Origin of the sequence: Citrobacter europaeus (assembly GCF_037482245.1) — a bacterium.
Classification (GTDB): domain Bacteria; phylum Pseudomonadota; class Gammaproteobacteria; order Enterobacterales; family Enterobacteriaceae; genus Citrobacter; species Citrobacter europaeus.
In genome coordinates this window covers 4,779,129-4,792,184 of record NZ_CP148084.1, presented here as the reverse complement: position 1 = coordinate 4,792,184, position 13,056 = coordinate 4,779,129, and the positions used below count along the sequence as shown (strand labels likewise).

Here is a 13,056-nt window from a genome sequence, read left to right as displayed (position 1 = left end):
CAGGTTTGTGCCAGTATGGCCTGTTGAGTTTTTTTCGGTCTGGTTGAGCGTTGTCGGGAGCGAGTGTGAGCAGCAAAGTAGAACAATTACGTCAGCAGTTAAATGAACGTATTCTGGTGCTGGACGGCGGTATGGGCACCATGATCCAGGGATATCGTCTGAGCGAAGAGGATTTCCGCGGCGAACGCTTTGCCGACTGGCCGTGCGATCTGAAAGGCAACAACGACCTGTTGGTGCTCAGCAAACCGGAGGTGATCGCCGCGATCCATAACGCCTACTTTGAGGCGGGCGCGGATATCATCGAAACCAACACCTTTAACTCCACGACTATCGCCATGGCGGATTACCAGATGGAATCCCTGTCGGCGGAAATCAACTTTACGGCAGCTAAACTGGCGCGTGCGGCGGCAGACGAATGGACTGCGCGCACGCCGGAAAAACCGCGCTATGTCGCGGGTGTGCTCGGCCCAACCAACCGTACGGCGTCTATCTCGCCTGACGTTAACGACCCGGCTTACCGCAACATTACCTTTGATCAACTGGTGGCCGCCTACCGTGAATCTACCAAAGCGCTGGTGGAAGGCGGCAGTGACCTGATCCTGATTGAAACCGTCTTCGATACCCTGAACGCCAAAGCCGCTATTTTTGCGGTGAAAACCGAATTCGAAGCGCTGGGCGTTGAGCTGCCGATTATGCTCTCCGGCACCATCACCGATGCTTCCGGGCGTACGCTTTCCGGCCAGACTACCGAAGCATTCTATAACTCCTTGCGCCACGCGGATGCGCTGACTTTCGGCCTGAACTGCGCCTTAGGTCCGGACGAGCTGCGCCAGTACGTGCAGGAACTGTCGCGCATTGCCGAATGCTACGTGACCGCGCACCCGAATGCCGGTTTACCAAACGCCTTTGGCGAATACGATCTCGACGCCGACACCATGGCGGCACAAATCCGCGAGTGGGCGCAGGCGGGCTTTCTCAACGTGGTCGGCGGCTGCTGCGGCACCACGCCGGAACACATCGCCGCCATGAGCCGCGCGGTGGATGGCTTGCCGCCGCGCCGTTTGCCGGAAATCCCGGTTGCCTGCCGCCTGTCCGGCCTTGAACCGCTGAACATCGGCGACGACAGCCTGTTTGTGAACGTCGGCGAGCGCACCAACGTCACCGGTTCGGCGAAATTTAAACGCCTGATCAAAGAAGAGAAATACAGCGAAGCGCTGGATGTCGCCCGCCAGCAGGTGGAAAGCGGCGCGCAGATTATCGATATCAACATGGATGAGGGGATGCTCGACGCTGAAGCGGCAATGGTGCGTTTCCTCAACCTGATCGCCGGTGAACCGGATATCGCCCGCGTACCGATCATGATCGACTCCTCGAAATGGGACGTTATCGAGAAAGGGCTGAAGTGCATTCAGGGTAAAGGCATCGTTAACTCCATCTCGATGAAAGAGGGGGTTGAGACCTTTATTCATCACGCGAAGCTTCTGCGTCGCTACGGTGCCGCGGTGGTGGTGATGGCTTTTGACGAGCAGGGGCAGGCCGACACCCGCGCGCGTAAAATCGAGATCTGCCGTCGGGCGTACAAAATTCTTACCGAAGAAGTGGGCTTCCCGCCGGAAGACATTATCTTTGACCCGAACATCTTTGCCGTCGCGACCGGTATTGATGAGCACAACAACTACGCGCAGGACTTTATCGGCGCCTGTGAGGACATCAAACGCGAACTGCCGCATGCGCTGATCTCCGGCGGCGTTTCAAACGTTTCATTCTCGTTTCGCGGCAACGACCCGGTACGTGAAGCTATTCACGCGGTATTCCTCTACTACGCCATTCGCAACGGTATGGACATGGGGATCGTCAACGCCGGACAGTTGGCGATTTATGACGACCTGCCCGCCGAGCTGCGCGATGCGGTTGAAGACGTGATCCTTAACCGCCGTGACGATGGCACCGAACGACTGCTGGAGCTGGCTGAGAAATATCGCGGCAGTAAAACCGACGACACGGCGAATGCCCAGATGGCGGAATGGCGCACCTGGGACGTGAAAAAGCGCCTCGAATACTCGCTGGTGAAAGGCATTACCGAGTTTATTGAGCTGGATACCGAAGAAGCGCGCCAGCAAGCTGCGCGTCCGATCGAGGTTATTGAAGGACCGCTGATGGACGGCATGAACGTGGTCGGCGACCTGTTCGGCGAGGGAAAAATGTTCCTGCCGCAGGTGGTGAAATCCGCTCGCGTGATGAAGCAGGCGGTGGCCTACCTCGAACCGTACATTGAGGCCAGCAAAGAGAAAGGCTCCAGCAACGGCAAGATGGTCATCGCGACCGTGAAGGGCGATGTGCACGATATCGGCAAAAACATTGTTGGCGTGGTGCTGCAATGTAACAACTACGAAATCGTCGATCTTGGCGTGATGGTGCCCGCGGAGAAAATCCTCAGAACGGCGCGTGAAGTGAATGCCGATCTGATTGGCCTTTCCGGGCTGATTACCCCGTCGCTGGACGAAATGGTCAACGTGGCGAAAGAGATGGAGCGTCAGGGCTTCACCATCCCACTGCTGATTGGCGGTGCGACCACCTCGAAAGCACACACCGCGGTGAAAATTGAGCAGAACTACAGTGGCCCGACGGTTTACGTGCAGAACGCTTCGCGTACCGTGGGCGTCGTGGCCGCGCTGCTCTCAGACACCCAGCGCGATGACTTTGTCGCCCGTACGCGTAAAGAGTACGAAACCGTGCGTATCCAGCATGCGCGTAAGAAACCGCGTACCCCGCCGGTAACGTTACAGGTTGCCCGTGATAACGATCTGGCCTTCGACTGGGAAAACTACACGCCGCCGGTGGCGCACCGCCTCGGCGTGCAGGAAGTTGAAGCCAGCATCGAAACCCTGCGCAACTACATCGACTGGACGCCGTTCTTTATGACCTGGTCGTTGGCCGGGAAATATCCGCGCATTCTTGAAGATGAGGTGGTAGGAGAAGAGGCGAAGCGCCTGTTCAAAGATGCCAACGACATGCTGGATAAACTCAGCGCTGAGAAGACCCTGAATCCGCGCGGCGTGGTGGGTTTATTCCCGGCCAACCGCGTGGGTGACGACATCGAGATTTACCGTGACGAGACGCGTACGCACGTCATCAACGTGAGTCATCACCTGCGCCAGCAGACGGAAAAAGTCGGTTTCGCCAATTATTGCCTGTCTGACTTTGTCGCGCCGAAACTGAGCGGCAAAGCGGATTACATCGGTGCTTTCGCGGTTACCGGCGGTCTGGAGGAAGATGCGCTGGCGGACGCCTTTGAAGCCCAGCATGACGACTACAACAAGATCATGGTGAAAGCGATCGCTGACCGTCTGGCGGAAGCATTCGCGGAGTATCTGCATGAGCGCGTGCGTAAAGTTTACTGGGGCTATGCGGCGAATGAGAATCTCAGTAACGAGGAACTTATCCGCGAAAACTACCAGGGGATTCGCCCGGCGCCGGGCTATCCGGCGTGCCCGGAACACACTGAAAAGGCCACCATTTGGGAACTGCTGGACGTGGAAGCGCACACCGGGATGAAGCTCACTGAATCATTTGCGATGTGGCCAGGCGCGTCGGTTTCCGGCTGGTATTTCAGTCATCCGGACAGCAAGTACTACGCCGTGGCGCAAATCCAGCGCGATCAGGTTGAAGATTATGCCTTCCGTAAAGGCATGAGCGTGGCGGAAGTCGAACGTTGGTTAGCGCCAAACCTCGGCTACGACGCTGACTGATTCACAAAACTGTCATCTTTATTTACAACAAACAGGGCACTCATTGAGTGCCCTGTCTCTTTATTACGTTTAAACCCTTATACTGAAAGAAGGCTTCGGCCTCAGGAACATATAACGATAAGGAGTACCTGATTCCGTGTTAACTCTGTTACACCTGCTTTCTGCCGTCGCGATGCTGGTTTGGGGTACGCATATTGTGCGTACCGGCGTGATGCGTGTCTTTGGCGCCCGCTTGCGTACCGTCCTCAGCCGTAGTGTTGAAAAGAAGCCGCTCGCCTTTTGTGCGGGTATCGGCGTGACGGCGCTGGTGCAAAGTAGCAACGCCACCACCATGCTGGTCACTTCGTTTGTCGCGCAAGATCTCGTGGCGCTCACCCCTGCACTGGTGATTGTACTCGGCGCCGACGTGGGGACCGCGCTGATGGCGCGTATCCTGACTTTCGACCTCTCCTGGCTGTCGCCACTGCTGATTTTTATCGGCGTGATCTTCTTTCTCGGACGTAAGCAGTCCCGCGTGGGGCAACTGGGGCGGGTTGGTATTGGGCTGGGATTGATTTTACTGGCGCTGGAGCTGATTGTGCAGGCGGTCACGCCGATCACCCAGGCGAATGGTGTGCAGGTTATTTTCGCCTCGCTCACCGGCGATATCATGCTGGATGCGCTGATTGGCGCCATGTTTGCGATTATCAGTTACTCCAGCCTGGCGGCGGTGCTGCTGACGGCCACACTGACCGCCGCAGGCATTATCTCGTTCCCGGTGGCGTTGTGTCTGGTGATTGGCGCCAACCTCGGCTCTGGCCTGCTGGCGATGTTGAATAACAGCGCCGCGAACGCCGCCGCCCGCCGAGTGGCGCTCGGCAGTCTGTTGTTTAAGCTGGTGGGGAGCCTGATTATCCTGCCGTTTGTTCATCCGCTGGCTAATCTGATGGATGAACTGCCGCTGGCGAAATCTGAACTGGTTATCTACTTCCACGTCTTCTACAACCTGGTGCGCTGCGTGGCGATGGTGCCGTTCGCCGAACCGATGGCGCGTTTTTGTAAGCGCATCATCCGCGATGAGCCAGAACTTGATGCGCATCTGAAGCCCAAACATCTGGACGTTAGCGCGCTGGATACGCCGACGCTCGCTTTGGCTAATGCCGCCCGTGAAGCTTTGCGCATAGGCGACGCGATGGAGCAGATGATGGACGGGCTGAAGAAGGTGATGCACGGCGAGCCGCGGGAAGAGAAAGAGCTGCGCAGGATGGCGGACGACATTAACGTGCTATACACGGCCATTAAGCTCTATCTGGCGCGGATGCCAAAGGATGAGCTGGCGGAAGAGGAATCACGCCGTTGGGCGGAGATTATCGAAATGTCGCTCAACCTCGAGCAGGCTTCCGATATTGTCGAACGTATGGGCAGCGAGATAGCCGATAAGTCGCTGGCCGCCCGCCGGGCATTCTCTGTCGAAGGGCTAAAAGAACTGGATGCGCTCTACGATCAGTTGCTCAGCAATCTGCAACTGGCGATGTCGGTGTTCTTCTCAGGTGATGTGACCAGTGCCCGTCGTCTGCGCCGCAGCAAGCACCGCTTCCGTATTCTCAACCGTCGTTATTCGCATGCGCACGTTGACCGTTTGCATCAGCAGAACGTGCAGAGCATCGAGACCAGCTCGTTGCACCTGGCGCTGTTGGGCGATATGCAGCGTCTGAACTCGCTGTTTTGTTCAGTGGCTTACAGCGTGCTGGAACAGCCGGATGAAGACGATGAGCGGGATGATTATTGAGTGAGGTGAAGCGGTAGGCCGGATAAGGCATTTATGCCGCCATCCGGCAATGCTGTCGTCTACCATATAGGCCGGATAAGGCGAAGCCGCCATCCGGCATCAGACAACAAATCAACTAAAAACAGTGGCCTGCTTCAACGGCAACCGCCTCTTCACCCGCTTTAAAGATATACGTGGTGTTCGGGCCGCCGAGCACGGACTTACCGTTACTCACCTTAATCCAGTTACCTTCCGGCAAGCCAATTACCGTCAGCTCTGGCGCCACAACCAGCAGCTCGCGAATACGCTGTTCACGCGTTTCGCCTTTGTGGCCTTCCGGCAGCGCGTTGGTGAAATGTGGGTTAATCTGCAGCGGGAACAGACCCAGGGCATCAAAGCCTTTTGGATCGACAATCGGCATGTCGTTGGTGGTGCGGATGGTCTGGCAGGCAAGGTTGGAACCCGCGCTCCAGCCGATATACAGCGCACCGCGTTTGACGACATCCACAATCGGCGCCAGCAGTCCGCGTTCGCGGCTTTCTTTCAGTAACTGGAAGGTATTACCCCCGCCGACAATCACCAGCTCTGCATTTTCAATAGCGGCAATCGGATCGGCAACGGTATGAATACCCGTAACGTTGACGCCCATTGGCGCAAAGATGGCTGCCGTTTTCGCCGTGTACTCATCCCAGGTTTGCGTCACGCCAGCGAACGGAATAAACACCGCCGTACGGCGACCATTCAGTTGTTCAGCAATCAGCGGCAGCGCATGTTCCATCCAACCTTTGCCCGGCAGCGTCGAGTTACTCAATAAAAGCAGTTCCATCATTTCTCCATGTAATCAGAAAATTACCAACCGCAGTCATGTTACCACCGTCAGTATAACGCCTCACTGATATGGCTCACGATGTTGGAAGGGGAGACAGAAGCCAGGGCTATTTTTTAAGTGTCAATTCAATACCGAGCACCTTCATCACTGCAAGTGTGGTTTTCAGCGTCGGGTTACCTTTCTCACTAAAAGAGCGATAAAGCTGCTCGCGGGATAATCCCGTTTCTGCTGCGATGTTCGCCATTCCCTTAGCACGAGCCACCACGCCCAGTGCTTTTGCAATGTATGCTGCATCGCCTGTTTCGAGGGCATCGGCCATAAACACGGCAATTTCTTCATCATCAACCAGCGCAGTCGCGGGATCGTAGTGAGTAAGTTTATTCATGGCAGAAGATCTCCTGTGAATCCAGTGTACGGGCGAGCATTTTTGCAAGAGTAATATCGTTGGCTTGTGAGCTTTTATCGCCCCCACATAACAAAATGATGATGCGGCAGCCTTGCTGTTTAAAGTAAATCCTGTAACCAGGACCGTATGAAATGCGCATTTCGCTGACGCCTTCTCCAACAGGTTTAACATCACCAGCTAAACCATTCGCTAAACGAAAAAGGCGTGTAGCAATGAGCGTTTTAGCTCTCCTGTCCCGTAGGTTGTGCTCCCAACGCTGGAAAACCATTGTCTGAAGAATTTCCATGATGACGTTCCATGTATTTTATAAACTACATTATGAATTGACAAGTTGAGACTAGAGAGTAAAAAAATGGGGAGTAAGGGGAAATGCTTGCTGGAGGAAACAGGAAAGTGTCTCGCAATAATACGTAGTTTATCAGGACGCTGCGGTTGATACGAGAAACGATAACGGGGGAGAGGGGCTGCTTTGTGCCAAATGCGGACATTATCATATACCAATCAACGCGACGTCAGCCTGTCAGCCAGCTAGTTGGTGATGGAAGTGAGTTGTCAAAAGTTGTAGCTCCCTACCAGCGCCATCGGGGATTCTTGAGTGTACCTACCCTAAGTTACAGTTGCTTCAAACAGTTATCATTACTGAAGTTAGAGCAAGATTGGCTCTTTTACTACTAATCGATAAGCCAGATGAACTGATTTATGCAGTGTAACTGAGACTAATGCGGATAAAAGTTTAAGACCTAATGCACAACTTTTATCGTAAAAAGTTGCGTCTTAAGCATCAAAATGTGATTAGCTGATGTAGAAGGCTAGTTAGTAGAATTGTATGCGCTTGAAAATGTTGCTTTGTGTTAAATCAATTATAGAAATTGTTCTTAGGAGAACGATAGATGAAACTTAGTGAGTTCATGGGATCATACGTAAATCATCCAGTTGTGTTTGTTGGTGCAGGTTTCAGTCGCCGATATTTAACTGGTACGTACTCATGGCCTGAACTGTTAAAAAAAATTGTTTATGAAATGAAAGGCAGCTATGACTTCTATTTTGATTCGGCTGGTAGGAATGCAAATTCATTGGGAGAGGTTGATCTTCCAAAGGTGGCAAGTGAAATAGAAATTGAATTTAATAGATTATTAGAGTCAGATAGGAACGGGAAATTTAAATCCATAAATGACCGATACTATGAATATGCTGCTTCTGGAAACTACTCGGCTAGCCGAATAAAAATATTTATATCTGAGCTTGTTGATCTCCATGAAACAAACAATAATGAAAGTTATGCAACAGAAATGGAGTTATTTGCTAAGGCTAGTAGAAACATAGGGTCCATTATCACAACAAATTATGATAGATTCATTGAGACTCTAATTGGCTTTAAACCTATTATTGGTAACGATATTTTATTAAGTAATCCTTACGGGTCTGTTTATAAAATACATGGTTGTGTATCTCATCCAGAGTCAATTGTAATCTCTGAATCGGATTATGAAAGATTTCGCGTTAGCAATCATTTAATTAGGGCTCAATTAATTTCATTATTCATTCACAACCCAATTATTTTCATCGGTTATAGTATTAGCGATGAAAATATTAGAGATATATTAAAAACTATTTTCTCGTACATTTCAAAGGATTCTGATTTGGCAGATAAAGTCAGGAAGAATTTCCTTTTGATAGAACGTGAAGAAGGTAGTGACTCTCTAGAAGTTTTAGAACATGACGTAGTTATTGAAAATATCGGCAATATAAAAATTAATAAAATAAAAACTGATAACTTCAGTGGTGTTTTTGAAGAATTGGTAGGACTTAAACTTCCTGTTTCATCTATGGATATTAGGAAAGTTGAAAGTGTAATGAGAAAAATTAAAGAAGGAGGTTCTGTAAAAGTAAAAATTGTAGGTGATTTGGATAGTTTATCTAATGATGAATTAGTTATGGCAGTTGGTTCAGTTCAGAAAATTACATATCATTACCAATCAGCTTCAGAAATGGTTATGAATTACTTTGATATAATGGATTCAAGAAATGATGCTCTAATATTGTTGTTGAATAAAATAAAAGTTTCGCGTAATCAGTACTTTACCGCTCGTGGTTTTTCTACCATTTGTAACGAAATTCAAGGTATTGAAAATCTAAAAGAGAACCAAGAAAGGAACTTAAATACTTATTTTGACTCAATAGATCCTTCAGAGAAAATTGATTGCGATACAGTTGATGAAATACTTGCTTTAGGATTTAAAACTTATAAAACTGTGCGCATTCTTTTCTACAACATTTACGTGGATAATATTAATTTAGATAATGTGGCCGATTATCTGCGAGAGGGGGTGGCACTTGAAATTCTACCTTCAGACTATAAAAGACTAGTTAGTTTATACGATTATAAGCGATATCCTGACGAGATGTTTTTGTAATGATTAATTAAATCCTTTAAGTTTCGAGATAATGATTTTATTACAATGATATAATTTATACTTACAAAATTTTGAGGGTGGTATGAATATTTTTTCATTTGATTGCTTCGATCTTCGAGTTGTCCTTAATCCGCATAATTTTTACGTAGGGCAAGCTAAATCTAGACTTCTATCACAATTTTCAGATCTTAGTGCTGAATGTGACCTGGAAGAGGAAAGATATCTCGAACGTACGGCTAAAAACTTTGACCCTGAAAGAGATGATCCAGCAGAGGCTTGCGAAAATGCGACACAAATAGGTATAACACATATGCATGCATTGATGGATATGAAAAATACTGTCACTCTAGCTATGAATGCTGGAATGTACCACCAGTTCGATAAACAGTTACGTGATTTAATTCTTCGAGAATTTCGTCATTGGAATAAGTTAAAAGCTATAAAAGATATTGTCTGGCGTACTAGTTTTGAGCGAATTATAGAATTGATGGAGTGGATAGGTTTCGATGTGAAAAATAAACCATATTTTCATCAACTAGATGCTTGCCGCCTTGTTGTAAATGTATATAAACATGGAGATGGGGTGGGTCATGAGACCCTGTTGCAACGGTATCCAAAGTATTACCAGCAATTATTTGGAGAAGCGTTAACTAGCTATGAGAATCTACAAATAACAGAATCCGATTTTGACGAGTTCAGTTCAGCAATAGTATCGTTCTGGCAAGATCTTCAACAACATTGCCAAAGCGAACTAGCCTTAGGTATCAATCCAACATGGTGGCCTGAAAAGGCTATTAACAAAGATGTTAGACGAAATTGCTAGCGTTTTTTTTGCTAGTAATATAAAGTTCACTGCATAAAAAACATTCAAAAAATCTCTAGAAGTGAACATATGGGGGTATCTTTGGGGGTACCTCTTCGCTTTTCTATAGAAAAAATAAATAAAAACAATAAGTTAGTTATTGCCTTTTGTTCCTATTATGCTTCGAGCACCTGCTGAGTGTTAGGAACGGGCATTGACAACTGTTCTTTGCACTAAGAAACAAATAAACCAAAATAATTCGAGTCGCTTAAAGGTGTCAAATTCGAGAATCCCCAGGAACTTACTCAGGTAAATGACTGGGGTGAATAAGTACGGCCAGCGCATAAGCCGATTGAAGTATGACGGATATAAATAGGATAGAGTCTGATGAGTATCATTTTTCTGATTTATGGATTGACTCATCAAAATTACAAGAAGCTCGTTTGATATCGAATGTTTTCATAAATTCACTATATGCTTCAGGCCATTCCCCCATAGAGGATGACAGCACCTTATAAGCTTCACCTGATGCACCATAATTCATATCAGCAATTGCAAGTGTTTTTATAGATGTCGCAATGTTTATCGCAAGCCCTGAAAGACGTTCTGAAGAATATGTACTGATGGACATTGCCTGCGTAATAGCTGATTTGGCTGGTTGATAAAGTTGATTATGATTAGGTTGATATAAGAGAGATTTATCCGCATCAAACGCAGCTACGGCAGCCAATAAGCTAGATGCTCTTTCGCGAAATTTTTGCTCATCTTCATTAACCGCGTTGATACAAATTGTTCTGGCATTTATCAATGCTGGCACACTCGTACTTTCTACAAGCTTTGAACCAGTGAAGTATGAACCAATTATTCCGCCAATGGCTGCGATTATCGCGACTAAGAGCGTGCTGCCAGCGCTTAAAGATGCTTTGACGACTTCTGTTCTATCGTTGTTACTGTTTTGACCATCAGACATTTTTAGCTACCAGTTACATAAAAACCTAGTGTATCAATAGATTACCTATCAATACTATTCGGACAAGCAAAAAATTGCCTTTTGGTCAAAAAATACCAGTAATCGAAATTGCACTAATGATAGTTGTGACCAATTTTTCCCACCATTGGATACGCCAGAATGCCAACTTCCGCTTCTCGCTCTAAACAGACCTTCAGAAAAGCGATATAAAGTACTGCCTCTTACACTTCGATCCCTTTCTGTTTCAGCTCTTTTCTAATCACTCGTTTAATCCAGGCTGCCAACGATTCATCGCCATCCTGCCGTTGTGCTTCTTCCATCGCTTTGCGCAGTTCCGGATCCAGACGGAATTGAAACGGGGGATTGCCTCTTCTTTCGTTCATGTGTGTTGACACCTTAATTACACAAGAGTAGTGTGAGTATGTGTGATGACACATTACTCTCACACACCAAAAATGACAACGCCCCGAAAGTGCGGGAACACGATCAGGGCGTCTTACCAGAACATTATACGAGGTAATGCTATGGCTGATGCTAATAGTACCACTAACGCCTGTTTTGCGTCTTCTTCTCTAATTTCACAGGCCGATCTGCTTTATTTTCCACTCGCCGAGGCGTTCCGCCATCTTGATTGTAGCCATCTCACTACCGAAGAAAATCTGGCGCTATCGTTTGGCTGTGAAGAGGCGCTGGCAGGGTTGTACCAGACGCTGAATTTTATGGGCGAAAGCCTGCTGACCATGGCGGGTGAAGGTCAGGAACATTTTGCGTATGAGAGCATATGCCAGTTAGGACACAGTCTGGTAAACATCAGCCAGTTGATTCCCGCGTTGGCGCAGTTGGAAGTGCAAGCTGACCAGCAGCTGTTTGCTCGCGATCCCCTCAACTAATCTGGAAAACGCCTCGCAGACTTCTTCTTCGGGGCGTGACAGACCTGTGCAACCATCTTAGTGTGACATGATGATTTGCTGGCCGGGAACAGGAAATGCTCGCTTATTACGCACACCTTAGGTGTGTCATGCGTACTGCTATGGGGGTTATCATGCGCACAGTGTTTAAGGTAAAAAAATCAGTCAATGTCTCTCTGACTCCAGAGATCCTGGAAGAGGCGCGCAAGCTTAAAATCAATCTGTCAGCGGTTTTAACCGAAGCCCTAATCGAAAAATTTCGCGAGAACAAACGCGAAGAATGGTTGCTGGATAATAAAAAATCGATAGACGCATTAAATCAATGGGTGGAAGAAAACGGTTCGTTCAGTGATTTTCAAAGGACATTCTGATTAATGGCTATTAGAGCGCCCATCCCTGGCGCTCTGTTCCTGCTTTTTTACCCCGCCCGCGCAAATTCTGCCGCTTCGGCGATTAGCGCGTCATCCGGGCGTACGCCGGTGTACATGGCGAACTGCTCCACGGCCTGTAAGGCAATCACCTCTGCACCGCTGATGGTCTTTTTACCTAATTGCTGTGCCAGTTTGATTACCGGTGTTTCCGGCGGCAGGGCGACGACGTCAAACACCACGCTGGCGGCAGCGACCATTGCTTCGCTGTAGGCCAGTTCATCGCTCTCTTTACCGCCAGCCATGCCGACGGGCGTCACGTTGACCAGAATATCGCAGGTAATCCCTTCCGGCTGAGGCTGCCACTGGAAACCGTACTGTTTTGCCAGCGCCGGGCCGCTCTCACGATTGCGGGCGGCGACGATCACATCGCGAAAACCGGCATCGCGAAACGCGGCGATAACCGCTTTACCCATTCCACCGCTGCCGCGGATCATGACGCGTGCGTGGGTATCAAGCTGGTGGCTGGCAATCAGGCTTTTTACCGCAATATAGTCGGTGTTAAATCCTGTCAGCTTACCGTTGTCATTGACGATGGTGTTGACGGAGTCAATGACTTTTGCGGAAGGATCGATGGCATCCAGAAACGGCATGCAGCTCTCTTTAAACGGCATCGATACCGCGCAGCCGCGGATGCCTAGCGCGCGAACGCCTTTCACCGCGGCCTCAATATCCTGCGTGGTAAAGGCTTTGTAGATAAAATTTAACCCCAACTTTTCATACAGATAGTTGTGAAAACGTGTGCCGAAGTTGCCGGGGCGGCCGGCAAGCGACATGCACAACTGGGTGTCGCGGTTAATCAT

12 protein-coding genes are annotated in these 13,056 nt (G+C 48.9%); 6 read left to right on the top strand and 6 right to left on the bottom strand.

Features of this window, described 5'->3' with window-relative positions; genetic code table 11:
- Positions 1 to 65 precede the first annotated feature (65 nt).
- Together metH and WHR59_RS22435 are read left to right on the top strand one after the other, a co-directional pair.
- Positions 66 to 3,749: a methionine synthase gene (gene metH, locus WHR59_RS22440; RefSeq protein WP_043018040.1), complete on the top strand. Its 3,684-nt coding sequence runs from the start codon at positions 66 to 68 to the stop codon at positions 3,747 to 3,749.
- A 136-nt stretch (positions 3,750 to 3,885) separates the two neighbouring features.
- Positions 3,886 to 5,517 carry a Na/Pi cotransporter family protein gene (locus tag WHR59_RS22435; RefSeq protein ID WP_047407292.1) on the top strand — a complete coding sequence of 544 codons (1,632 nt, stop codon included), beginning with the start codon at positions 3,886 to 3,888 and terminating at the stop codon, positions 5,515 to 5,517.
- Positions 5,518 to 5,632: 115 nt separating this feature from the next.
- On the opposite strand, the gene pepE is transcribed toward WHR59_RS22435, so the two are convergent.
- From pepE to WHR59_RS22420, 3 genes are all read right to left on the bottom strand, one after another.
- Positions 5,633 to 6,322, bottom strand: coding sequence for a dipeptidase PepE (gene pepE / locus WHR59_RS22430; protein ID WP_003841421.1), 690 nt, complete (start codon positions 6,320 to 6,322; stop codon positions 5,633 to 5,635).
- A 109-nt stretch (positions 6,323 to 6,431) separates the two neighbouring features.
- A complete protein-coding gene (locus WHR59_RS22425) occupies positions 6,432 to 6,710 on the bottom strand; it encodes an addiction module antidote protein (protein ID WP_032942057.1) in 279 nt (92 codons plus the stop codon).
- Positions 6,703 to 7,020 (bottom strand): type II toxin-antitoxin system RelE/ParE family toxin, encoded by a 318-nt coding sequence (locus tag WHR59_RS22420; RefSeq protein WP_220772038.1) that lies wholly within the window; start codon positions 7,018 to 7,020, stop codon positions 6,703 to 6,705. Before WHR59_RS22420 ends, WHR59_RS22425 begins: the two co-directional genes overlap by 8 nt.
- Before the next feature lie 601 nt (positions 7,021 to 7,621).
- On the opposite strand from WHR59_RS22420, the gene WHR59_RS22415 reads away from it, so the two are divergent.
- Positions 7,622 to 9,145, top strand: a complete 1,524-nt coding sequence (locus tag WHR59_RS22415) for an SIR2 family protein (RefSeq protein ID WP_094917355.1) — start codon at positions 7,622 to 7,624, stop codon at positions 9,143 to 9,145.
- An 82-nt stretch (positions 9,146 to 9,227) separates the two neighbouring features.
- Positions 9,228 to 9,968: a hypothetical protein gene (locus WHR59_RS22410; protein ID WP_338843473.1), complete on the top strand. Its 741-nt coding sequence runs from the start codon at positions 9,228 to 9,230 to the stop codon at positions 9,966 to 9,968.
- A 373-nt stretch (positions 9,969 to 10,341) separates the two neighbouring features.
- Here the strand turns inward: WHR59_RS22410 and WHR59_RS22405 are convergent, their stop codons facing one another.
- Together WHR59_RS22405 and WHR59_RS22400 are read right to left on the bottom strand one after the other, a co-directional pair.
- Entirely contained in the window at positions 10,342 to 10,917 is a 576-nt protein-coding gene (locus WHR59_RS22405) for a hypothetical protein (protein WP_127913527.1), read from the bottom strand.
- Between the two features lie 221 nt (positions 10,918 to 11,138).
- Positions 11,139 to 11,300 (bottom strand): phage protein, encoded by a 162-nt coding sequence (locus WHR59_RS22400; protein WP_003841416.1) that lies wholly within the window; start codon positions 11,298 to 11,300, stop codon positions 11,139 to 11,141.
- 141 nt (positions 11,301 to 11,441) lie between these two features.
- Between WHR59_RS22400 and WHR59_RS22395 the strand changes: the two genes are divergently transcribed.
- Together WHR59_RS22395 and WHR59_RS22390 are read left to right on the top strand one after the other, a co-directional pair.
- Positions 11,442 to 11,807, top strand: a complete 366-nt coding sequence (locus WHR59_RS22395; RefSeq protein WP_338843472.1) for a hypothetical protein — start codon at positions 11,442 to 11,444, stop codon at positions 11,805 to 11,807.
- Between the two features lie 95 nt (positions 11,808 to 11,902).
- Positions 11,903 to 12,196: a type II toxin-antitoxin system CcdA family antitoxin gene (locus tag WHR59_RS22390; RefSeq protein WP_338843471.1), complete on the top strand. Its 294-nt coding sequence runs from the start codon at positions 11,903 to 11,905 to the stop codon at positions 12,194 to 12,196.
- Between the two features lie 47 nt (positions 12,197 to 12,243).
- On the opposite strand, the gene WHR59_RS22385 is transcribed toward WHR59_RS22390, so the two are convergent.
- Positions 12,244 to 13,056: a shikimate 5-dehydrogenase gene (locus tag WHR59_RS22385; RefSeq protein WP_080625869.1), complete on the bottom strand. Its 813-nt coding sequence runs from the start codon at positions 13,054 to 13,056 to the stop codon at positions 12,244 to 12,246.

Coding starts and splice junctions, on each gene's coding strand:
- pepE (WP_003841421.1), bottom strand. CDS start 6,322: ATGGAACTGCTTTTATTGAGTAACTCGACGCTGCCGGGCAAAGGTTGG.
- WHR59_RS22425 (WP_032942057.1), bottom strand. CDS start 6,710: ATGAATAAACTTACTCACTACGATCCCGCGACTGCGCTGGTTGATGAT.
- WHR59_RS22415 (WP_094917355.1), top strand. CDS start 7,622: ATGAAACTTAGTGAGTTCATGGGATCATACGTAAATCATCCAGTTGTG.
- WHR59_RS22410 (WP_338843473.1), top strand. CDS start 9,228: ATGAATATTTTTTCATTTGATTGCTTCGATCTTCGAGTTGTCCTTAAT.
- WHR59_RS22405 (WP_127913527.1), bottom strand. CDS start 10,917: ATGTCTGATGGTCAAAACAGTAACAACGATAGAACAGAAGTCGTCAAA.
- WHR59_RS22400 (WP_003841416.1), bottom strand. CDS start 11,300: ATGAACGAAAGAAGAGGCAATCCCCCGTTTCAATTCCGTCTGGATCCG.
- WHR59_RS22395 (WP_338843472.1), top strand. CDS start 11,442: ATGGCTGATGCTAATAGTACCACTAACGCCTGTTTTGCGTCTTCTTCT.
- WHR59_RS22390 (WP_338843471.1), top strand. CDS start 11,903: ATGCTCGCTTATTACGCACACCTTAGGTGTGTCATGCGTACTGCTATG.
- WHR59_RS22385 (WP_080625869.1), bottom strand. CDS start 13,056: ATGATTAACCGCGACACCCAGTTGTGCATGTCGCTTGCCGGCCGCCCC.